Raw genomic sequence first — 19,346 nt, forward strand, 5'->3', positions numbered from 1 at the left:
CCGACAGGATCAACTCCGCCTTCGGCCGCCCAGTACGTGCCACCGGGCAGCTCTGAACATCTGAACGCTATTCCTGACTCAGAAGACTAGCTGACCTGCTGCAATTCCCAGTAGTGCGGCTCGATGGGGACCCGCCTCACCACGACACGACCGGTTACCTCAGGAATGTCGACCACCTTCCCCCACGAGTCGGATCGATCGCCGGGGGTGTGCTCGATGTCGGCCCACACCACACTGCCGGGCCCGGCGGAGCCGAAGGACACGGTCCACTCGGCGTACTGGTCGGCGCAGGAGTCGCTGACCCTCACCCTGTGGTCCGTGTTCACGCCCAGGCAGGTACGCGGGTTCGAGCCCGGCGTCGAGACTTCCATCGTCCCGTTGGGGCGCTTTCGTACCTGCCAGTTCGCCGAGGTCGACGCGCTCTCCGTGCAGGCGCCCAACCCGACCGAGCCGATGCTCGCATGCGATTTGGGCCAGACCAGGCACTTGCCGTCCTGGAGAGCAGCGAACCGGTAGACCCCGTCGACGACCGGGGCGGCGTGGGCGGGTTGCGCAAGGGCCGCAGTGGCCGCAGCCGCGGCGGCCATGACTGCGATGAGGCGTGAACGCATGGGAAGGGTCTCCTCGAACAGCCGTGGTCGCGTCGATCACCGGCGCAGACTCGGTCGATGCACGCTCCGCAGGGGATTGCGGCGGCACCAATCTTGGACCACCGGCCCGCCCGGCAGTAGTCCGCGCAGGCCGCTGTCACCCGCCTGGCTGAGCCGCATCACTCGATGGTGTGGCGGCCTGCCGTCGTCGGTTTCGGCCAGACCGCGCAGCCGGGGGCGTCTTTCAGCAGCTCCAGCTGCCGGCCCAGGTCCACGTGACGCCTGTGAAGGTTGTCCGGGTGGGTGGGGCGGCCCCGGGAAGACACGGTCGACCAGGTCCGGCGGGCGGGGCGCCGACGGCTCGGGGATGGTGGTGCGGCGCCGCCGGCCTCGCATGACGCCCTCCAGGCCCAGCTCGGCCATCAGGCGCTCGACGGTGCAGCGGGCCACGTCCACGTCCTTGCGTCGAAGTGTGCGGGTGATCCGGCGGGCGCCATAGGTGCCGCCCGACTCCGCGTGGGCCTGTTCGATCAGCGGCATGAGACGTCCGTCGTGGAGCCGGCGAGCGGACTTCGGCCGCTTCCTGCGGGCGAAGTACGTCGGCGGCGACAGGCCCAGCACCCGGCAGACGGGATCGACCCCGAGAACTCTGTCACGCAGGTTATGTATCATCTGCTCGGCCTCGTCCGGGGACGGTCGATCTCCTGAGCAAAGAACACCGAGGCGGCCTTGAGGATCTCGTTCGCTCGCTTCAACTCCGCTACTTCTTTGCGGAATTGCTTCAGCTCGTCCTGCTCGGCGGTGGTCAGCCGGTCGTCGCGCTCGCCGCGGTCGGTCTCGGCCTGGCGGACCCAGCCGCGCAGAGCCTCCTTGTGGATGCCCAGATCCTTCGCGACGTGGGCGGTGGGACGGCCGGCGGCGCGGACCTCACGGATCGCGCGCTCGCGGAGCTCGTCGGGGTATTTACGGGGTGCCGCCATGGTGCTGGTGGATCTCCTTCGCCAGGACGGTAACCCCTGGCATCAGGGACTCCACAAATCTCAGTACAGCTCAATAGGGCTGCTGTGCCGCTCAGCCGCCGGCGCCCTGCGGATAGGTGTGAACGATGTTCGACCAGCGCGCTACGCCCACTGCCAGGAGAATCAGCGAGGGTGCCAGCCACCGACGGCTGAGGGCCTGCCGCCGCACGGGGACGAGTGCGAGCAGGGAGGTGATGACGCCGAGCGTGATCAGCAATGCTGACGCGAACTCGATCCCTGTAAGCGTGCTTTCGTCCCAGGCCCCTTGCGGCTGAGTGACGAGTGCGCCGTAGGCGACGTAGGTGCTGAGCAGGTTGGCGAGGATAAGGGTTATGCCCCAGGGCCCTCGTAGCAGGCCGGTCACTTCAGGGCGCTCCTGCGTCGTCCAGATTCCTGCCGAGGCCGAGGCCGAGGCCGAAGCCGAAGCCGAGGCCGTAGGCCTGGGCGCTTTCATCCTGCCAGTAGGGACCGCCGTTGTAGCGGGCGGCGAGTTCCTGGCGCTGCTCTCGTGTCATTTCGTCCGACGGTATGTCGGCGAAGCCGCTCTCTTCCTTGAGTATGGCCAGGTACTCGGACGCGATGAAGATGTTCTGTCCGGGGTCCTGGAGTGAGACTTCGATGGTGTCCCGTTGCCCTTCTGTGAGGTTTGCCGGATCGTATCCGAGGACCTCCGCCGCCCTTCTCACCTGGATGGCGATGGGGCCGAAGGACGTCTCGTCCGGAGCGCCGCCGAGCCATGAGGGCAGGTTCTCCGGAGTGGTGTCCAACCAGCCGTCCTCGGCCAGACCGCGGATGGTGTCGACGCCGTCGTCCATCCAGCCCCATTGTCCGCCGACCTCCTGCCAGGCGATGCCCGCGACCATGTCGGGTGGCAGGCCGGACCGCTGTGCCGCTTCGGAGATGATGTCCTTGTTCGCCGCTATCCATTCGCGGCGTTCGTCAGCGTTCCTTGGCACAGCCCAGTAGGCGTCGGTGGCCTCGGGCAGCCCGGTGAGGCGCATCCTGATGTCCATGAGAGACGGCGATATGTCGTCATTCCCCACTGCTTCGGTGAATTCCGCTTTGGGTCCGCTGCCGGGGAGGTGGGCGAGTGAGTCCCGGCTGGCTTCGGCGGCTTCGGCTCTCAGCGCGGGAATGGCGTCGAGCAGGTTCTTCGCGACGACGAAGTCACCACCGCGGAAGTCGGGCAGGGCGTTGTATGCCTTGTCGAGCGCCGCCGTGCACGTGTGCCGTGCTTCGCCCTCCACGGTCTTGGCGCGGTGATAGGCCGCGCTGGCCTGATCGTGGGCACGGTTCGCGTCGTCCTTGATGTCGTCGATGTCCACCGTGAGCTCGGCGGCCCAGTCAAACCGGCGGGCGCAGGGCTGTATTCCGGCGATGGGCCTGGACGAACTTCGCTGGCGTGCTCTGCGTACCCACGACCTGTACGACGAGCTGAACATGCGAGAACGCGGCCGGGTATGGACTCGCGAAGAGTTCATGCTCGGGTACATGGCAGACGTGGGTGACCTGGCCAAGCTGATCCTGGCGGAGGAGGGGGCGCGGGCGGTTCGCCCGGACAGCCAGGCCGCCTTGGAACATGAGCTGGCTGATTGCCTGTGGTCCGTGCTGATCCTCGCACACCGCTACGGCATCGATCTCGAGAGCGCGTTCGTGCGCACCATGAGGGACCTGGAGAAGACGATCAGCGCCCGTCGCGACCGTTAGGTCCAGATGAGCGCTGACGGGCATGGTGGGTGCCTCAGCGGCCGCGTTCGCTCCTCCCGGGAGCCTGCCGCCGGACCTGCGGTGATGACTCCTTGACGGTGACGGCGGCAGCACGACACGTCGCTACGGAGCTGTGTCGACTGCAGTCGCTGGTCAGAAGCGGTCAAGGGGCTCGGCCGCGCACGTTGTCTCAAGGGCCTTGGCGAGTGCGGGGTCCATCCGCTCGCGTGCATCTTGCATGTTCATGCCACTACTTCCGCAGGCTGCGACGTGACGCGGGGCGCGCGGCAGCCGGTCTTCGTGGGTGTGGGGGGCGTGTGGACCGGCTCCGCCGCGCCGCCGGGATGCGGCGTGGCGGAGCCGGGGAAGCTTGAGGGGGTTGGTTCAGTGTGTGGTGGTCGCCGGGACGTCGAAGTAGTGCCCCTGGGCGAGGTCGTCGACGAGGCCGGGATGGAGGGGCTTCCAGCCGAGGAGGTCGCGGGTCAGTGCACTGGAGGACGGGTTGTCGGCCTGGGCGTGGGCGCTGAGGAAGCCGAAGTGGTCGTCGGCCTGCGTCGGCGGGATGCTGACGAGGGGCAGGTCCAGCCCGCGGCCGATGGCCTCGGCGATCTGGCGGAAGGTGACCCCCTCGTCGTCGACGGCGTGCAGCCGTGACCCCGCCGGCGCGGATTCCAGCGCCAGCCGGTAGAGGTGTGCCGCGTCGAGCGTGTGCACGGCGGGCCATCGATTGGCCCCGTCGCCGACGTAGGCGGAGACACCCTTCGACCGGGCGATGGAGATGAGGGTCGGGATGAAGCCGTTGTGGTCGAGCGTGCTGTGCACGGTCGGAGTGAGCCGGACGACGGATGAGCGGATGTCGCGCTCCGTGAGTGCGGCCACCGCGTTCTCGGCGTCGATCCGCGGGCCGGCGTCGAGCGCGTCGGCTTCGGTGAGGGTGTCTTCGAGGCCCGCGAAGGCGAACAGCGCGGTTCCCGACGTGGCCACCAGGGGCTTGCCGGTGCCGGCCAGAGCGTCGCCGAGCGCCTCGATGGCGCGCAGATCCGCTGTGACCGCGCCCTCGATGTCGCCGGCGAACATGGCGTCGTGCTTGAAGGCCAGGTGGATGACGCCGTCGGCCGCGGCGGCGGCCGCGGTGATGCCGTCGAGGTTGTCCAGGTCGCCTCGCTGCACCTGGGCACCGGCAGCCGTCAACGCGGCGGCGGACTTGTCCGAGCGGGCCAGGCCGACGACCTGGTGTCCCGCTTCGAGGAGTTCGGGGACGACGGCGGAGCCGACGTGTCCGGAGGCTCCGGTGACGAATACGCGCATGGTGCGCCTTCCTGCTATGGCTCCCGCCGGGGCGCCGTGATGTCAGTTGATGACATCACCGTACACCCGACGTCAGTCACTGACATCATTTTTACGTCAGTGACTGACGTCAGGGTTATGTCAGGTCCTGTCATCGGCAGTTAGGGTCGGAGCATGAGCCGATGGAAACCCGACGCACGAGGCCGCCTGGAGAAGGCGGCGCTGGAGCTCTACAACCACCAGGGCTTCGACGCCACCACCGTCGCGGAGATCGCCACCCGCGCCGGGCTCACCGAACGGACCTTCTTCCGGTACTTCGCCGACAAGCGGGAAGTCCTCTTCCCGGCCGCCAACCCCCTCGCCGACACCCTTGCGAACGCCACGGCCACCGCCCCCCTCCCGCTCCCGCCGCTCGAGGTGATCGCCCACGCCCTGACCGAAGCCGCCCCCGTCCTCGAAGAGCGCGCGGACCTGGCACGGCAACGCCAGGCCGTCATCGCCGCCAACCCCGAACTCCAGGAACGCGAACTGGCCAAACTCGCCGCACTCGCCTCCACACTCGCCCGCACGCTGTGCGAACGCGGCATGGAGGCCACCACCGCCGCACTCGCCGCCGAAATCGGGATCGCCACCTTCAAGGTCGCCTTCGAACGCTGGATCAACGACCCCGACCGACACTCCCTCGCTCAGCGCATCCGGGAAACCCTGGACACCGCCAGGCACCTCACCGCGCCCGCCGAACACGACGCCGCGACCGACGACGTGAGCTTCACCGACCATGAGGGAGTGGCATGAACGTGGCCGATGCCATGAGTGTGGGGCCCCGGGCTGTCCGTCCTCGGCGCCGTCCCGCGGCAAGGCCGGACTCCGCGGAAGGATCGCCGCAGCCTCCCTCGGCACCCCCGAAGGCAGCGTGCGCGAGGTGATCTGCCGGCGGCCGGCGGCGAGGAATCGAGACCCTGCCCCTGATCGAGCGGCACGAGGACTTCTCCACCGCCTACCTGCCGCTCGACGAGACCGCCCCGCTGGACGGCGTGGTGCGCAAGGAGTGGACGGAGTTCGCTCTCCACACCCCCGACAAGGACACCCAGCGGGTGATCCGCACCGTGTGCGAGGCGTGCGTCTTCCAGGCCCTGCGCGGGAGGCTGCGCTGCACGGAGATCTGGGTCGTGGGCGCCGACAAGCGGCGCAACCTCGACGAGGACCTGCCCGACGACTTCGAGATCCGGCGCGCGGAGTACTGCGAGAAGTCGGACAAACCGCGCGGCGCGAAGGTGTTCATCGCCCAGCTCCAGGCCGAGACGAGCGCCGAGCTCGACGCTCTGGACACCAAGCTGCCGAAGCTGCCGTGGGTGACGGGCGATCAGCGGCAAGCACCGGGGCGGGGCGATCAGGTGCACCGAGCCCGAGCCGCAGGAAGGACCCGGGAACCCACGCCGGCTCAAGAAGGCGATCCGCAAGGCGATCCGCAAGAAGTGGGACACTGTCGCCCTCGTCGACATCCTCGAGGATGCCGCCCTGCGCACCGGGATGCTCAAGGCCCTCGTCCCGGTCGGCACCCGCGAGGCCATCGACGAGGCGAAGCTCCTGGAACGCCTGCGCCTGATCGCCCACGCGTACGGCACCAACTCCGGAATCGGCTCGGTCGCGGCCGGCGAGCCCGGGCGCAGCGAGGAGCAGCTGCGCTGCACCGTCCGCCGCTACCTGACCGCCACCGGCCTCAAGGCCGCCGGAGACGAAATCGCCAGCGCCACCTCGCCGCCCGTCATGAAGCCGTCTGGGGCCAGGGAACCACCACCGTCGCCTCCGGCTCGACGCACTTCGAAGCCTGGGACCGCAGCAACTTCACCGAGTGGCATCTCCCGGTACGGGAGCCGCGGAGGCCTTGTGCACTGGCACATCGAGAAAGGCCCGATGGCCATCCACAGCCAGCTGCTGCACTGCACCGCGTCGGAGGTCACCGCGATCGTGTGCATGGTGCGGCACGCCTCACGATGAGCCGCGCTGGGCGGGGACAGCACTCCCCGCCCAGCCCATCAGCTGGTTCGTCCGCGGAGATTGAGGCTGTGCGAACGTCGACGGCTACTGCCCGAAGCCGCGCAGGGCCCCGATGTACGCCGCCGTACCGCATGCGGCCTCGGCACGGGGACAGCGTCGGCTGTCGCCGGGGGCGACTTCGGGGCCGGCGGAGACGCGAGCTGACGCCGGCGACACGGGCCGCCCAGGCGGTCAGGCCCGGGGCGGAGACAACCAGGGTGCTCGCGGAACGTCCCGAACGGCAGCGCGGGGTACTCCTGGCAGTCCTCGTCCCGCAGGAGCGACGCGCCGCGGTTCAGGCGATGAGCAGGCGGAGGCCGAGATCTGCCGCGTCGAGGTCGGCGAGGTGGCTGTTGAGCTCGGTCCACCGGCCGGAGTCGAGGTCGTCGCTGAGGCTTCGTACCACCCGCTGCTCGGCCTGTGGCCCCACCCTTGTCCACACCGACATCGCACGGCGTACGGGGTCCTCCAGATACGCCCGCGGCCGGCGCCAGTACGCCTCGAACAGGCCGTCGGTGCAGTCCCACGGGACGGGTACCGGTTCGGTGCGGGCGTCGATCGCGTCGGCCATCCCGGCGAGCGAGGGAAAATGCGCGAGGACGGTGGCGAACTCGGGCAGGTAGTCGCGGGTGAGCCAGAACCGGTCCTGCCATCCGGGCTCGTCGGTGTCGAAGGTGAGCACCACCACGCGGCGCGCCACGCGCCGCATCTCGCGCAGCCCCGCTAGCGGGTCCTCCCAGTGGTGAACGGTGGAGACGGCCATCGCGACGTCGAAGGAGTGGTCCCCGAACGGCAGGTTCTCCGCGGAGGCGGCCACGCACGGAGCCGAGCCGGCGGGGCGCTGTTCCCGCATGACCGCCGATGGCTCCACCGCTCTCACGTCGCGATCAGTGGGCTCGTAGGAGCCTGTGCCGGCCCCGACGTTCAGCACCGTCCGCGCGTCCCCGAGCGCGTCCCAGATCTGCGCGGCGATCCGCGGATCGGTACGCCGTGTCGCGGGGTAGGCGCCACCGATCGCGTCGTACAGCCGTGCACCGAGCATCTCCAGTTGCTCCTCCGGTGTCACCCTCAGTCCCTTCGCCCGTGCGTCGAGTTCCGTGTCGATGGCAGCCACCATGGCGTCGGCGCGATCACGCCGCTCCAGCAGCAGGCCGCGCAGCCGGCGCAGGTGCGCGACCGCGTCAGTGGACGGGTCGCCGACCAGTTCGGCGACCTCCCGCAGCCCGAAGCCCAGGCGCCGGTAGGCCAGCACCTCCCGCAGCCGCTCCACGTCACCCGCCGAATAGGCCCGGTACCCGGACGCGGTGCGTGCCGACGGACGCACCAGCCCGATCTCGTCATAGTGATGCAGTGTGCGGACGCTCACGCCGGCCAGCCCGGCCACGCGTCCCACGGTCCAGTGATCCTCCATGGCACCGACTATGGAGCCTGACGCCGCGTGAGGGTCAAGAGCCGGCGTCGGCTGCGGACGTCGGGGCATCCCGTGCGTCGCCGTCACCCGGCCCGGTACCTTCGCCCGCTCGAGGCCGAGCTCGCCACCGGCTTCACCAGCGAGTTCACTCGGTCGCCACCAGGGAAGCGGTCCCCAAGGCGGTGCTGCGGCGCCGGCTGCTGATGATGCTGTTCGCACCGGCCACGAGCATGGGCGCCAAGCGGGTCGCAGTCACCGGCCACTCGTTGTGCGGCACCGTGGTGATCGTGAGCAGAAGCAGACCGAACGGCCGTAGGGGCCACCCGCCGCATCGACCTCGCCGCCGCACTCATCCGCCGCCTGGACGACCGGACCGAGCAGCCGATGACCGAGCCGTGCGAGTACGCCCGGTAGCCGGGTTTCGCCGGCCTGTGGCGGAGTGCGCGAGGCCGCGTCTCACGTGATCGACCTCCGGCACCGGGATCCTTCGAGATCGCGGTCAGCCTCTACGATCGCGTGATTCGGTCGCGCAGCCAGGACTCGACGCCGCTGAGAGCCGCCCTGGCCATTGCCGTGGGATGGCCGGTGAAACCGTGGGGTGATTCGGGGTAGACCCGGAGCTCGACGTCGTTGCCGGCCGCTGACAACCGACCTGCCAGCGCCAGGTTGTCCTCCAGCAGCACGTCTGTGCTTCCGACGATCAGCAGCGTTGGGGGAAGCCCGCGAAGAGCGCCGAAGAGGGGGGAGATGTCAGGAACAGTGCGGTCTTCCACATGGCCGACGTACGCCTGGATGAAGTATTCGTCCGCGATGCGGCGGCCGGCCGGGGTTCGTGCGCTCAAGTCGTAGGTCCCGAAGTTGAGTGCAGCGCCGGTGAATCGGCCCACGGCCCCTCTGTCTCTCAGCCGGAGCAGGGTCGCCAGGGCGAGTGTGGCTCCCGCGGAGCTTCCGCCGATCGCAAGTCGGGACGTTCCGAAGCGGGCATCGGCTTCTTCGGCGAGCCAGAGCGCCGCCGCTTCACAGTCGTCGGGTGCCGCCGGCCAGGGATGCTCAGGGGCCAGTCGGTAGTCGACGCTGACAACGGCGAGGTGCAGGGCGTCTGCGAGCGCGCGGTTGCGTTCGTCTCCTCGCGCTGCGCAGTCCATGTAGAAGCCGCCGCCGTGTATGTCCAGGTAGACGCCCTGCGGCGGACCGTCGACAGGTGTGAAGATCCTGACGGGGACGCGCGCTTCCGCGGCTTCGATCGTCTCTTCGATGGCAGGCGGATCGGCGACAGGAGGAGCGGGCCTCTTCGCTCGGGCCTCCTTCAGCTCCGCCCATGAACCGGGGCCACGGCCTGCCGCCCTCGACTTGTAGAAGTCGCGGGCTTCATCGACCTGCTCCGCGGGTACGTCAGCCTGCAGTGCGTCCAGCGTGAATCGCATGCGGCCTCCTCATCACTCGGGTCTCGAGTTCACGCTATCGCTGACCTGCGGCGCCCGATCCGCCGCACGCAGTGGCGGTTGCGACTACCGGCGACGGCGAGGAAGGGGCCGGTTCGCGTACTCCGCGGGTCCCGCTGTCGGCGTCGGCGGCATCCGCGGTGCAGCCGCTCTGGTCGGGACGTGGCTCGCGTTCCGGCCCGTCGTGGCGTGGTTTCTCGTCGGGCAGGGTGTCGCCGAAGCCTACGAGCCGTCAGGCCGAGGTTCCGCTGTCGATGACCGGGCCGGTACCCACCACCGCGCCGGCCGTGGGCGAGGCGAGGTAGAGCACCGCGGCCGCCACCTCTTCGGCCTCGGCGACCCGGCCGAGCGGGTTCTCCGTCTTCACCCGCTCGGCACGGTCGGCCTCGGTCCCGCCGGGCCACAGCGACATGGGACCGGCGGCAGCACCCCGCTGACCGGGGCCGCCCGGGGGCGCCGGCATGTCAGCCGGGCCAGGCGGTGAGAGCGACGTCGGCGAGGTGTTCCGGGGTATGGCGGCCGGCTCCGTCGCCCGGCTTGGGTGGACATGCCCGCATGACAGCGGTACAGAAGGCGGAAAGCGCGTGGGCGTCGGTGTCTGAGAGTGCGCTTGCCCCCCGCCCTCCCTGTGTGGGTATCGCTCAAATGGAGTCGGGGGTGTGGTCACGCGCCCATTGACGGAAGGTGCGAGCCGGAGTTCCGGTCCATCTGCTCGAGCGTGAGGTGGACATCGTGACGTGAACGCCTGACAGCCCCGCCACCACGGGGCGACCAGCAGCAGCCGCAGGAGCCAGCGAGGAAACTGGCAGCTTGGTCCTGCTCACGAACGGCAGCGATCAACGATTTCATGGCCCGCAACATACGGCTCACTGGGTCGACAAGGATCATTGGCAATCAGTCAGACGTGTGCCGAGGCGCGATGGGTTGTACACGCTTGCGCCCACGCGATTCCCCAGCGTGAAGTTCACGACCTTCCCCAGGAGAGTCGCGGAGGGAGTATCGCGGTCACCTCCTCAGCGTGACGGTGAACATCGAGCCCGCCCCTGCCCCTGTGGCTCAGCGGGAGACGTTGATAGAACCCCGTCCTGACGTACCGATTCACCGCCCGCGCCGTCCGAACCGAGCCGGCCTTGACGGCTACTTCACCGAAGCCGCCCTTGCCGAGGGTGAGGACGGACGCGGCTTCGTCTCGATGTTCATGGCGGGAGAGGAGGTGCCCGATGAACAAGGGGCCGCCCGCGGGATGGACCCGCACTGCCTGGTCACAGCCGGGCAAGGCACCGCGTACGACTGTGCGCGCAGCTGCCCTGACGGGTAACGTCCTTCGCGTCTCACTCGACCCTGGAGCGCTGGAAGACCTGCGGTCGACCGACGGCGAGATCGAGGCCGTCATCGAAGCGTTTGCCGAAGACACCGCCCTTTTCCGCGAAGTCCTCGACCAGGTGCTCGGCTACGGACGTGCGGACGCGGTGCCCACCCGTGTAGGCATCTGATCAACCGGCGGAGTGGCCGGCACCGGTCGTTCACCCGGCCTGCGGCCGGGGCCGCAGGCCGAGCATGACGTCCTGGACGAGATCGGCGCTGCGCCTTACCGCGTCGTCGCCGAAGCCCAGGAAATGCCGGTAGTGGATCGGCGCGTAGAAGAGGTCGACCATGACGTCGGTGGGCACATCCGAACGGAGCTGCCCGGCGGCGACGGCGGAATCCAGACGGGCCCGGCACCGCGCGATGCTGGGCTCGAGGATCGTTTCGCGGAACGCCGTCATCAGCGCGGGGTCGTTCTGGGCCTCGCCCATGACGCCCTTGTAGGCCTCGCTGATCCTGCCGGTGATCAGCCGCTGGCTCACCGCGGTGATCTGGGTGGTGAGGTCGGCGGCGATGTCACCGGTGTCGGGGAAGTCGAAGTCGTCGCCGAGTTCCTCGTGCATCGCCTCCAGCACCACCGCGCCCTTGGATCGCCACCAACGGTAGATCGTGGGCTTGCCCACGCCTGCCTGGGCGGCGATGGCCTCGATGGTCACCTTCGCGAAGCCCTTGCGGCTCACGAGGTCGAACGCCGCGTCGAGGATCGCGCGGCGGGCTCGCTCGCTGCGCCGTTCACTGTTCGGGTCGGGGGTCATGGGTCTCACTCTACCGCTCACGTGACGTTACGTTTCGTTTTGACAAGGCGCTCGGGGTGGTCTAGCTTTCATGGCGTTACGAAACGTTCCGTCACGCGAGGGCTCGGGACAGTGCCGGCCCTCGCCGACAGAAGGGAAGAGACATGTCCAGCAACCAGAGGGCGGACGCGGGGCGCATCGAGAAGATCGCTACCACGCCGGACTGGTACGCGCCGTACCGGATATCGCAGGCCGTCCGAGCCGGGGGGTTCGTGTACGTGTCCGGGCAGGCGGGCTTCGAGGAGGACGGGACGACCGTCGAGGGCGGGTTCCTGGCGCAGGGGCGGCAGGCTTTCAGGAACGTCGGACGGGTGCTGGAGGCGGCCGGCCTGACCTTCGCGGACGTGATCAAGGTCGGCATCTTCGTAAGGGACATGGCGAGGAACCTCCCGCATGTGATCACGCTACGCGGTGAGTTCCTGGCCGAGCCCTACCCCGCCGACACCCTCGTCGAGGTCGTCTCGCTTGCCCAGCCCGACTGGCAGATCGAGGTCGAGGTCATCGCACTGGACCGGAGCGCCGCATGATCGACGAGGTCGCTACAGGACAAGCACGGGACGTGGACGTACGTATACCGGGAGAGGGTCGTCGAATGCGGGAATTGCTGGAGCCGTACAGATCGGGCCGGCTGGAACTGGCGAACCGGGTGGCGATGGCCCCGATGACGCGGGGCCGGGCCGACGACATGACCGGAGTGCCGAGCCGACACGCGGCGACGTACTACCGGCAGCGCGCCGGGGCTGGGCTGCTGATCACGGAGGGCGTGTACGTCAGTGCACTCGCCAAGGGCGGCCCCGGCATCCCGGGTCTGGTGACCGACGCGCAGGTGCGTGGCTGGCGAGAGGTGACGGACGCGGTGCACGCCGAGGGCGGCACGGTCTTCGCCCAGCTGTGGCACGTGGGGCGGATGACCCACCCGCTGACGCTCCCGGAGGGCGAGCTGCCGGTGGCCCCGTCGGCCGTCGCCATCGAGGGGAAGCAGATCTTCACCCGGGGCGGGCTGCTCGGCCACGTGACTCCGCGTGAGCTGACGGGCAGGGAAATCGCCCGGACCGTGGGGGACTTCGCGTCCGCGGCCCGGCGTGCGATCGCGGCGGGCTTCGACGGCGTGGAGATCCACGGTGCGAACGGCTACCTCATCCACCAGTTCATCGCCGACAACACCAACCTGCGCACGGACGAGTACGGCGGCTCGGTCACCGGCCGTCTGCGGTTCGCCACGGAGGTCGTCGAGGCGGTTGTCGCCGAGGTCGGCGCGGACCGCGTGGGTCTGCGCATCTCGCCGGACAACGCCGAGAACCAGCTCGCCGAGACCGACGCCCGCACCACTTACCGTGCGCTGGTCGACGCACTGGACCCGCTGGGCCTGGCCTACCTGCACGTGCTGGAGAACGGCGCGTACGAAGCCATCGCGGACCTGCGGACGCGTTGGTCGGGAACGCTGGTCGCCAACACGAACGGCCCGGAGCCGAGCAGCCCCGGCGCGGGGGCACGGCTGATACGGGACGGGCATGCGGACGTGATCGCCCTCGGTCGCCTGTTCATGACAAACCCGGACCTGCCCGCTCGCCTGGCCAACGGCACGCCGCTCGCGGGGCCGCCGACGGAGAACGTGTACGGGGGAGGGGCACAGGGGTACATCGACTACCCGACCGCGACGGACGCCCCCAGGGCTCCGGCAGTCGTGTAAGGACTTGCCGGGAATCGATCGACACGCTGATCTGATCCTGCCGTTGTCCGGTCGGGGTATCTGTCGATGTCGTCCGGCGTACGGAAGCGGGCTGTGGAGGCTTCCCCAGCCCATGACGCCGGGAACGCGGATGTGATGCGCAAGGGCGTGAGCTGGGCTGATGTGCCGGCCGAGGGTGCCGGCCGTAGAGGTGATGCCCTGACGGCGGCTGCGGGACCGGACCGAGGCCGGCGTCTGGCCGCTTCTGCACGAGGTGTTGCTGGCCGAGTCGCGCAAGGCACGGAATGGCGTCCAGCAGAGGTATCGGTTGACCTCGGCCTGGTTGATCCGGGAGGAGCCGGTCGGGGTGAAGTGGGCATGGAAGCGGGGGAGGGCTTGCCGAGCCAGGTCTTGGTCCCGGGGGTGTGGTGAGTGGCGTAGCTGTCACACACCAGGTACGCATAGAGCCCGGCGGGAACCGCCTTGTCCATCGTGACCAGGAGTCTCCTGAACTCGACGGCGCTGGGGTGGGGGAGACTGCTCAACGCGCAGGGCGCCAGCGCCCCCCGCTGGCCACCCCACCGGCCGCCCACGCGACCTTCCAGGCCCGGGACATCGTCCTGAGCAACGACCCCAACAGCAGGACCTGGAGGCCACGTTGATGTTCCGCAAGCCCTTGGTGAAGAAAAGGCCGCCACGCGTGCGCGGGTGTCAGCAGGAGTCGGTGATACGGGTGACCGCTTCGGTGAGAGTCTCCGGCGCGCAGGCGAAGTTGAGCCGGGCGAAGCCGGGAAAGCCGTACCGGTGACCGGAGTTCAGGGCGACCTTGGCCGCGCCGAGGATGTAGGCGGCAGGGTCGTCGTCCCAGCCGAGGGCCCGGAAGTCGATCCACGCCAGGAAACCGGCCTGCGGCGGCGTGTAGCGCGCCGCGGGGAGACCCTTGTCCAGGAGCTCGGCGAGCAGGGTCCGGTTGCGTTCGAGGACCTCCAGGACCTCGGCGAGCCAAGCGTCCGCGTCGTTGAGGGCGGCGACGGTGGCGATCACGCCCAGGTGCCCGGTGCGGTAGAGGCAGTGGGGCGACATACGCTCGACGTACCGCTTCGGCGCCGGGTCGGCGGTGATGATGGTGGCGGCCTTGAGGCCGGCCAGGTTCCAGCCTTTGCTGGCGGACAGGAACGAGAAGCCCCAGCGCCGTGCCTCCTGCGACACCGACAGGAACGGGACGAACTCCGCACCGGCCATCACGAGCGGGGCGTGGATCTCGTCGGCAAGGACGAAGACGCCGTATGTCTCGGCCAGTCCGGCCAGCGCGACCAGGTCCTCGCGCGGGTGCACGAGGCCGAGCGGATTGTGCGGGCTGCACAGCAGGTAGGCCCTGGCTCCGTCGGCGAAGGCCCGCTCCAGGGCGGCCAGGTCCAGGCGCGGGCCCCGCGCGATGCTGTCGACCGAGGGTGGCTCGGTCAGCGGCGCCTCGACGACATGGGCGCCCACCTCCTGCACCCACCAGAAGAACGGCTCGTAGACCGGCGGACTGATGACCACCTTGTCCCCGGGAGCGACGATGCGGCGCAACGTCTCGACGATCCCGATTCCGACATCGGCGACGGTGTGCACGCCGTCGGGGTCGATGCCCCAGTCCCAGGTGCGCAGGGCGTAGCCGGCGACCGCCTTGGCGAGATCGGCGGTGGGTGCCGCGTAGCCGGTGTCGGAACGGCGGATCGCCTGGTGCAGGGCGGTGGCGACCGGCTCGGCGAGCGGAAAGTCCATCTCGGCGACGGGCATGGGCAGCACACCGTGTGGGAAGGTCTGCCATTTCGCGCTGAGGCGCTGACGGAGTTCAGTGAGCGGGGGGACCTGGAAGGCGCTGCTCATCGATGGCTCCTGGAGGTCGTGATCATGGGAAGGCGGAGGGGGCGTGCGTCTCGGCGGCCGGGTCCGGCGACGCGCGGGCCGGCCGGACCGGCACATCGCCATGGTCGACGCCGAGCGATCTGTCGTGCTTCCGATAAACTGCCAATCAATGACAGAAATCCGCCACGAGCCCACAGCGCCGACTCGCGCCCAGCGGCTGGCGCCCGGAGCCGCTGTCGACGCCCACCGCCACGACGACCATCAGATCGTCTACGCGGGCCGGGGCGTGCTGGCCGTGACGACCTGCACGGGGACGTGGATCGCGCCGGGCACCCGCGCCATCTGGGTACCGGCCGGCACCGTGCACGCCCACCAGGCCCACGGCGAGCTCGAACTCCACCTGGTCGGCCTGCCCGCGAGTGACAACCCGCTCGGCCTGGACGAACCGACCGTGCTCACGGTCGGGCCGCTCCTGCGGGAACTGATCCTCGCCTACACGCACACCGTGCACGACGAGAGTCCCGAACGCGGACGGCTGCGGGCCGTACTGCTCGACCAACTGCGGGCCTCGCCCCAGCAGCCCCTGCACCTGCCCACCCCGACCACCCCCCAGCTCAGGGCGGTCTGCGACATCCTGCGCACGAACCCTGCCGACCACCGCACCCTGGCAGCCCTCGGCAGAGAAGTCGGCGCCGGCGACCGCACCCTCTCCCGCCTGTTCAAGGCCGACCTCGGCATGACCTTCCCCCAGTGGCGCACCCAACTACGGCTGTACCACGCCCTGGTCCTGCTGGCCGAGAACACCCCGGTCACCACCGTGGCCCACCTGTGCGGCTGGTCGTCCGCCAGCGCCTTCATCGACGTCTTCCGCCGCGTCTTCGGACACACCCCGGGAACACACCAGCATCGTCGGCAGACAGGCTGACCGTCACAACGACTCCGCCATGCGCACCCAGGCCACCGGTCGGCAGCCGACTCCTCTGGCCCGGTGAGCAACTTCCCCGACCTCGTCCCTGGAGGGCGAGATCACCGACCATCTCGGCTGTGACAAGCACGAACCGACGGGTAGGGACAGCGGCAACTCGCTTCCTGACGCGACGCTCACCGCCCACCGGCGCCACCTGCCCGGCGAGTCAGGTGCCGCGTCCTGAAGTCTGCCGAATCTCACGCTGGACCTGCCGTCGGTTCGAGCGCCTTCCCCAGGAGACTCACCAGCTTGAGCAGGTCGTCGGCGTCCAGTCGGGCAAACGGGCTCAGGGCCAGTGTTGCCTCGATCAGCGCGGACCGTACCCGTCGGCCGTCCTCCGTCAGCGCTGCGACGCGTGAACGGCGGTCGGCGGGGTCGGCGGAACGTTCGACGAGTCCCCGGCCGGTGAGCTGATTCATGACGAAGCTGAGGTTGGGCGCGTTGCAGTACAGCCGCCCGGCCAGTTCCTTCATCGAGGGCGGAGCCTCGGCCGGGTCGATCGCCCAGAGTGCCTGAGCGGTTGCCTGCGTCAGACCGTGTTCAGCCAGGACGGTCTCGATCCGGTCGCTGGTCTGCATGAAGATCTCATGGTTCGCCACCACCGCTGCCTCAAGGGCGCTTCGCGTCATGGCCTCATCCTAGCCTTTTTACTTCGAGCCTCGAAGTGTTATGTTCCTTCGAGACTCGAAGTAATTGGCCCTCGTTCCCGCTGGTGGACACGAGGCCGTCCCGGGAGCGGGACACTCCCCGCGTCCCGTCCTCTCCGAGGCCCGTCCACTTCCGACGCGGCCCGGCGCCCAGCCGAAAAGGAAGAACTCACTCATGTACGACTACACGAACACCACCGCCGTGGTCACCGGCGCTTCGAAGGGACTGGGCCAGGCTTACGCACGGGAACTCGCCTCCCGAGGCGCGCACCTCGTCCTTGTCGCCCGCTCGGCCGACGCACTCCACACCCTTGCCGGGCAGATTCGGAAGGCCCATTCCGTCCGAGTCGACGTGATCGCCGCAGACCTCTCGGACCGGCGGTCCCCGCAGGCGGTGGTCAACGCCGTCGAGGAACTCGGCCTGGACGTGGACCTCCTGGTCAACAACGCCGGGATGGGGTCGGTGGGTCCCTTCCTCGGCCGTCCTCTCGAACCCAACTTCCAGTCCGTCGACGTGAACGTCACCGCGCTGATCGGCCTGGTCCACCTCCTGGGCGCCGGCATGGTCGAACGCGGCCGCGGCGGCATCGTCAACGTCGCCTCCACCGCCGCCTTCCAGCCCATGCCGTACCAAGCCAGTTACGCGGCCACCAAAGCATTCGTGCTCTCGTTCACCGAGGCGCTCGCCGAGGAGGTCCGAGGTACCGGCGTGCGCGTGATGGCGGCCCACCCGGGAGCCACCGACACCGGATTCTTCGACCGTACGACCGCGTCCATGGACCCGAAGACCACGGACACCCCCGCCGGCGTCGCCGCCGGAACACTCGACGACTTCGCACGCGGCCGGTCCGTCTCCTTCCCCGGACGGGCCTCCAACCGCGCCGGAACCTGGGCCACGCGCCTGCTTCCCCGGACCACGGTCGCCCGCCTCACCGGCAATCTCAACCGCAAGGCCGGATTCGACGACGTGAGCGACCTCGACCCCGCCACCTCGTGACGCCACCACCTGCGGCGCGAGGACGAACAACGGCGCCGACAGCCCACCGAGGCCGCCCAGAGCCGACGTCATGGGAGAAGAGATGACCACGCTGAATGAGCCGCTGCACCTGAGCAACGGCGCTCCGCTGCCCAACAGGATCGCGAAGGCCGCGATGGAGGAGTTGCTCGCAGTGCCAGGCCAGCTGCCCGGTGATGAACTCCTCACGCTCTACCGCCGTTGGGCCGCAGGAGGCGCCGGGCTCCTGATCACCGGACACGTCATGATCGACGGCAGAGCAGTCGCCCAGCCTGGCGACGTCGTCCTGGAACAGGACACGCCGCTGGAGCCGTTCCAGCGCTGGGCGGCGGCCGGTAAATCGGCAGGCGGACGGATCTGGATGCAGATCAACCACCCCGGGCGCGTCATCCCCAAAGACCTCGCCGGCACCACCTGGGCCCCCTCCGCAGTGCCGATCGACGCCGGGGGCTTCTCCAGCATGTACCCGACACCCCAGCCGATGACCGCCCAGCAGATCGACGAGACGGTGGAACGCTTCGCCGTGACCGCGCAGCGGGCCCAGCAGGCCGGCTTCGACGGAGTCGAGATCCACGCCGCCCACGGCTACCTCCTCTCCCAGTTCCTCTCTCCCCTGGTGAACCGGCGCGACGACCGCTGGGGCGGCAGCCTGCACAACCGCGCCCGCCTGCTGCTCGATGTCATGGTCGCGGTCCGCGAGCGCGTCGGCACGGGCTTCGCCGTGGGAGTGAAACTGAACTCGGCGGACTTCCAGCGCGGCGGATTCGACACCGACGACGCACGTGACGTGATCAAGATGCTCGCCGATGTGGGGGCTGACCTGGTCGAGCTGTCCGGCGGCAGCATCGAGAGCCTGGCGACGGCGGGCTTCCCCGCGGACGGCCGCACCCTTGCCCGCGAGGCGTACTTCCTTGAACTCGCCGAGCGGCTCGTCGCCACCTCGCCGGTGCCGCTGCTGCTGACCGGAGGGATCCGGCGTCGCGCAGTCGCCCAACAGGTGATCGACTCCGGAGTCGCCATGGTCGGCCTGGCCACTGCGCTGGCAATCGACCCCACCCTGCCGGGACAGTGGCTTGCCGGCGGTGATGCGCAGGCCCGCCCGCCCCGCACCCGCTTCCGGAACAAAACGCTGGCAGCCGCGGCCGTCCAGGCCGTCACGTCGCGACAGCTCGCCCGCCTAGGCGCGGGCAAGCCGTCGAAGACGCCCTACTCTCCGGCCGTCGCCCTCCTCCTCGAACGGCTCGTCCGCGCCCGGAGCCGGCGCGCCTATGTCAACTTGAGTCGGCGAGCTTCCGGTCGGCGAGGATCTGCTGCCTCGTGCTCGCGGAGTCGAAGCGGTAGAACATCTGAGTGGTGACCGGGTCGCCCTCCCAGGCCAGCGCGCCGACCTGCGCGAGGTCGCCGAGGAGTCGGCCGTCTTGCTGGCCGACACAGCGAAGCCGACGACCGAAAGGGTCGGGGCGCCCTCGGCGTCCGAAGCCTTCATGGGGGCGCCGATCTCGACGGCGAGCCCCTCGAACGACGCGTCGAGCACGATCTCGCCCT

Annotated in this window: 21 protein-coding genes and 1 pseudogene; 9 read left to right on the forward strand and 13 right to left on the reverse strand. The window is 69.4% G+C overall.

What is annotated here, in order from left to right:
• Positions 1-86: 86 nt before the first annotated feature.
• The 5 genes from ACH4NX_RS06730 to ACH4NX_RS06750 all read right to left on the reverse strand — a co-directional run bounded on the left by ACH4NX_RS06730 (position 87) and on the right by ACH4NX_RS06750 (position 2,934).
• The gene (locus ACH4NX_RS06730; RefSeq protein WP_351399443.1) at positions 87-611 is read right to left on the reverse strand and encodes a hypothetical protein; all 525 of its coding nucleotides are present in this window, start codon (positions 609-611) and stop codon (positions 87-89) included.
• A 36-nt stretch (positions 612-647) separates the two neighbouring features.
• Entirely contained in the window at positions 648-1,130 is a 483-nt protein-coding gene (locus tag ACH4NX_RS06735; RefSeq protein ID WP_351399441.1) for an IS3 family transposase, read from the reverse strand.
• A gap of 128 nt (positions 1,131-1,258) precedes the next feature.
• Entirely contained in the window at positions 1,259-1,570 is a 312-nt protein-coding gene (locus ACH4NX_RS06740) for a transposase (RefSeq protein ID WP_398126817.1), read from the reverse strand.
• Between the two features lie 91 nt (positions 1,571-1,661).
• Entirely contained in the window at positions 1,662-1,973 is a 312-nt protein-coding gene (locus ACH4NX_RS06745) for a hypothetical protein (protein WP_351399437.1), read from the reverse strand.
• Position 1,974: 1 nt separating this feature from the next.
• Positions 1,975-2,934, reverse strand: a complete 960-nt coding sequence (locus ACH4NX_RS06750; protein WP_398126816.1) for a hypothetical protein — start codon at positions 2,932-2,934, stop codon at positions 1,975-1,977.
• Here ACH4NX_RS06750 and ACH4NX_RS06755 point away from each other — a divergent pair.
• Complete coding sequence (locus ACH4NX_RS06755) at positions 2,927-3,316, forward strand: MazG nucleotide pyrophosphohydrolase domain-containing protein (RefSeq protein ID WP_398126815.1); 390 nt, start codon at positions 2,927-2,929, stop codon at positions 3,314-3,316. The genes ACH4NX_RS06750 and ACH4NX_RS06755 overlap by 8 nt on opposite strands.
• A gap of 384 nt (positions 3,317-3,700) precedes the next feature.
• Here ACH4NX_RS06755 and ACH4NX_RS06760 read toward each other — a convergent pair whose 3' ends face one another.
• Complete coding sequence (locus ACH4NX_RS06760) at positions 3,701-4,624, reverse strand: SDR family oxidoreductase (RefSeq protein ID WP_398126814.1); 924 nt, start codon at positions 4,622-4,624, stop codon at positions 3,701-3,703.
• Positions 4,625-4,777: 153 nt separating this feature from the next.
• On the opposite strand from ACH4NX_RS06760, the gene ACH4NX_RS06765 reads away from it, so the two are divergent.
• Positions 4,778-5,398 carry a TetR family transcriptional regulator gene (locus ACH4NX_RS06765; RefSeq protein ID WP_351399429.1) on the forward strand — a complete coding sequence of 207 codons (621 nt, stop codon included), beginning with the start codon at positions 4,778-4,780 and terminating at the stop codon, positions 5,396-5,398.
• A 202-nt stretch (positions 5,399-5,600) separates the two neighbouring features.
• Here the strand turns inward: ACH4NX_RS06765 and ACH4NX_RS06770 are convergent, their stop codons facing one another.
• The gene (locus ACH4NX_RS06770; protein WP_398126813.1) at positions 5,601-5,885 is read right to left on the reverse strand and encodes a hypothetical protein; all 285 of its coding nucleotides are present in this window, start codon (positions 5,883-5,885) and stop codon (positions 5,601-5,603) included.
• 218 nt (positions 5,886-6,103) lie between these two features.
• Here ACH4NX_RS06770 and ACH4NX_RS06775 point away from each other — a divergent pair, with 218 nt between their 5' ends.
• A complete protein-coding gene (locus ACH4NX_RS06775) occupies positions 6,104-6,601 on the forward strand; it encodes a Tn3 family transposase (RefSeq protein WP_398153351.1) in 498 nt (165 codons plus the stop codon).
• Between the two features lie 334 nt (positions 6,602-6,935).
• Here the strand turns inward: ACH4NX_RS06775 and ACH4NX_RS06780 are convergent, their stop codons facing one another.
• The 3 genes and pseudogenes from ACH4NX_RS06780 to ACH4NX_RS06790 form a co-directional block, all read right to left on the reverse strand.
• On the reverse strand, positions 6,936-8,051 hold the full coding sequence (locus ACH4NX_RS06780) for a MerR family transcriptional regulator (RefSeq protein WP_398126812.1): 1,116 nt from the start codon (positions 8,049-8,051) through the stop codon (positions 6,936-6,938).
• A gap of 506 nt (positions 8,052-8,557) precedes the next feature.
• Positions 8,558-9,475: an alpha/beta hydrolase fold domain-containing protein gene (locus ACH4NX_RS06785; protein ID WP_351399425.1), complete on the reverse strand. Its 918-nt coding sequence runs from the start codon at positions 9,473-9,475 to the stop codon at positions 8,558-8,560.
• 250 nt (positions 9,476-9,725) lie between these two features.
• Positions 9,726-9,923 (reverse strand): annotated as a pseudogene (locus ACH4NX_RS06790) (SDR family oxidoreductase); the annotation flags it as partial.
• A 790-nt stretch (positions 9,924-10,713) separates the two neighbouring features.
• Here ACH4NX_RS06790 and ACH4NX_RS06795 point away from each other — a divergent pair.
• On the forward strand, positions 10,714-10,986 hold the full coding sequence (locus tag ACH4NX_RS06795; protein ID WP_398126811.1) for a hypothetical protein: 273 nt from the start codon (positions 10,714-10,716) through the stop codon (positions 10,984-10,986).
• A 30-nt stretch (positions 10,987-11,016) separates the two neighbouring features.
• Here the strand turns inward: ACH4NX_RS06795 and ACH4NX_RS06800 are convergent, their stop codons facing one another.
• Positions 11,017-11,613, reverse strand: coding sequence for a TetR/AcrR family transcriptional regulator (locus ACH4NX_RS06800; RefSeq protein ID WP_398126810.1), 597 nt, complete (start codon positions 11,611-11,613; stop codon positions 11,017-11,019).
• A gap of 143 nt (positions 11,614-11,756) precedes the next feature.
• Between ACH4NX_RS06800 and ACH4NX_RS06805 the strand changes: the two genes are divergently transcribed.
• Together ACH4NX_RS06805 and ACH4NX_RS06810 are read left to right on the forward strand one after the other, a co-directional pair.
• The gene (locus ACH4NX_RS06805) at positions 11,757-12,179 is read left to right on the forward strand and encodes a RidA family protein (RefSeq protein ID WP_351399419.1); all 423 of its coding nucleotides are present in this window, start codon (positions 11,757-11,759) and stop codon (positions 12,177-12,179) included.
• A 65-nt stretch (positions 12,180-12,244) separates the two neighbouring features.
• On the forward strand, positions 12,245-13,342 hold the full coding sequence (locus ACH4NX_RS06810; protein WP_398126809.1) for an alkene reductase: 1,098 nt from the start codon (positions 12,245-12,247) through the stop codon (positions 13,340-13,342).
• A gap of 690 nt (positions 13,343-14,032) precedes the next feature.
• Here the strand turns inward: ACH4NX_RS06810 and ACH4NX_RS06815 are convergent.
• Positions 14,033-15,193: a MalY/PatB family protein gene (locus tag ACH4NX_RS06815; protein ID WP_398126808.1), complete on the reverse strand. Its 1,161-nt coding sequence runs from the start codon at positions 15,191-15,193 to the stop codon at positions 14,033-14,035.
• A 148-nt stretch (positions 15,194-15,341) separates the two neighbouring features.
• Between ACH4NX_RS06815 and ACH4NX_RS06820 the strand changes: the two genes are divergently transcribed.
• Positions 15,342-16,097 carry a helix-turn-helix transcriptional regulator gene (locus tag ACH4NX_RS06820; protein ID WP_351399414.1) on the forward strand — a complete coding sequence of 252 codons (756 nt, stop codon included), beginning with the start codon at positions 15,342-15,344 and terminating at the stop codon, positions 16,095-16,097.
• Between the two features lie 239 nt (positions 16,098-16,336).
• Here ACH4NX_RS06820 and ACH4NX_RS06825 read toward each other — a convergent pair whose 3' ends face one another.
• A complete protein-coding gene (locus ACH4NX_RS06825) occupies positions 16,337-16,768 on the reverse strand; it encodes a MarR family winged helix-turn-helix transcriptional regulator (RefSeq protein WP_351399413.1) in 432 nt (143 codons plus the stop codon).
• Between the two features lie 193 nt (positions 16,769-16,961).
• Between ACH4NX_RS06825 and ACH4NX_RS06830 the strand changes: the two genes are divergently transcribed.
• The gene (locus tag ACH4NX_RS06830) at positions 16,962-17,783 is read left to right on the forward strand and encodes an SDR family oxidoreductase (RefSeq protein WP_351399410.1); all 822 of its coding nucleotides are present in this window, start codon (positions 16,962-16,964) and stop codon (positions 17,781-17,783) included.
• An 82-nt stretch (positions 17,784-17,865) separates the two neighbouring features.
• Positions 17,866-19,158, forward strand: a complete 1,293-nt coding sequence (locus ACH4NX_RS06835) for an NADH:flavin oxidoreductase/NADH oxidase family protein (RefSeq protein ID WP_398126807.1) — start codon at positions 17,866-17,868, stop codon at positions 19,156-19,158.
• The last annotated feature ends 188 nt before the right edge of the window (positions 19,159-19,346 follow it).

This window comes from Streptomyces sp. NPDC017225 (assembly GCF_044331465.1).
In the GTDB taxonomy this organism is placed as follows: Bacteria; Actinomycetota; Actinomycetes; order Streptomycetales; family Streptomycetaceae; genus Streptomyces.

Coding starts and splice junctions, on each gene's coding strand:
- ACH4NX_RS06730 (WP_351399443.1), bottom strand. CDS start 611: ATGCGTTCACGCCTCATCGCAGTCATGGCCGCCGCGGCTGCGGCCACT.
- ACH4NX_RS06735 (WP_351399441.1), bottom strand. CDS start 1,130: ATGCCGCTGATCGAACAGGCCCACGCGGAGTCGGGCGGCACCTATGGC.
- ACH4NX_RS06740 (WP_398126817.1), bottom strand. CDS start 1,570: ATGGCGGCACCCCGTAAATACCCCGACGAGCTCCGCGAGCGCGCGATC.
- ACH4NX_RS06755 (WP_398126815.1), top strand. CDS start 2,927: ATGTCCACCGTGAGCTCGGCGGCCCAGTCAAACCGGCGGGCGCAGGGC.
- ACH4NX_RS06760 (WP_398126814.1), bottom strand. CDS start 4,624: ATGCGCGTATTCGTCACCGGAGCCTCCGGACACGTCGGCTCCGCCGTC.
- ACH4NX_RS06765 (WP_351399429.1), top strand. CDS start 4,778: ATGAGCCGATGGAAACCCGACGCACGAGGCCGCCTGGAGAAGGCGGCG.
- ACH4NX_RS06770 (WP_398126813.1), bottom strand. CDS start 5,885: ATGAACACCTTCGCGCCGCGCGGTTTGTCCGACTTCTCGCAGTACTCC.
- ACH4NX_RS06780 (WP_398126812.1), bottom strand. CDS start 8,051: ATGGAGGATCACTGGACCGTGGGACGCGTGGCCGGGCTGGCCGGCGTG.
- ACH4NX_RS06785 (WP_351399425.1), bottom strand. CDS start 9,475: ATGCGATTCACGCTGGACGCACTGCAGGCTGACGTACCCGCGGAGCAG.
- ACH4NX_RS06795 (WP_398126811.1), top strand. CDS start 10,714: ATGAACAAGGGGCCGCCCGCGGGATGGACCCGCACTGCCTGGTCACAG.
- ACH4NX_RS06800 (WP_398126810.1), bottom strand. CDS start 11,613: ATGACCCCCGACCCGAACAGTGAACGGCGCAGCGAGCGAGCCCGCCGC.
- ACH4NX_RS06805 (WP_351399419.1), top strand. CDS start 11,757: ATGTCCAGCAACCAGAGGGCGGACGCGGGGCGCATCGAGAAGATCGCT.
- ACH4NX_RS06810 (WP_398126809.1), top strand. CDS start 12,245: ATGCGGGAATTGCTGGAGCCGTACAGATCGGGCCGGCTGGAACTGGCG.
- ACH4NX_RS06815 (WP_398126808.1), bottom strand. CDS start 15,193: ATGAGCAGCGCCTTCCAGGTCCCCCCGCTCACTGAACTCCGTCAGCGC.
- ACH4NX_RS06820 (WP_351399414.1), top strand. CDS start 15,342: ATGACAGAAATCCGCCACGAGCCCACAGCGCCGACTCGCGCCCAGCGG.
- ACH4NX_RS06825 (WP_351399413.1), bottom strand. CDS start 16,768: ATGACGCGAAGCGCCCTTGAGGCAGCGGTGGTGGCGAACCATGAGATC.
- ACH4NX_RS06830 (WP_351399410.1), top strand. CDS start 16,962: ATGTACGACTACACGAACACCACCGCCGTGGTCACCGGCGCTTCGAAG.
- ACH4NX_RS06835 (WP_398126807.1), top strand. CDS start 17,866: ATGACCACGCTGAATGAGCCGCTGCACCTGAGCAACGGCGCTCCGCTG.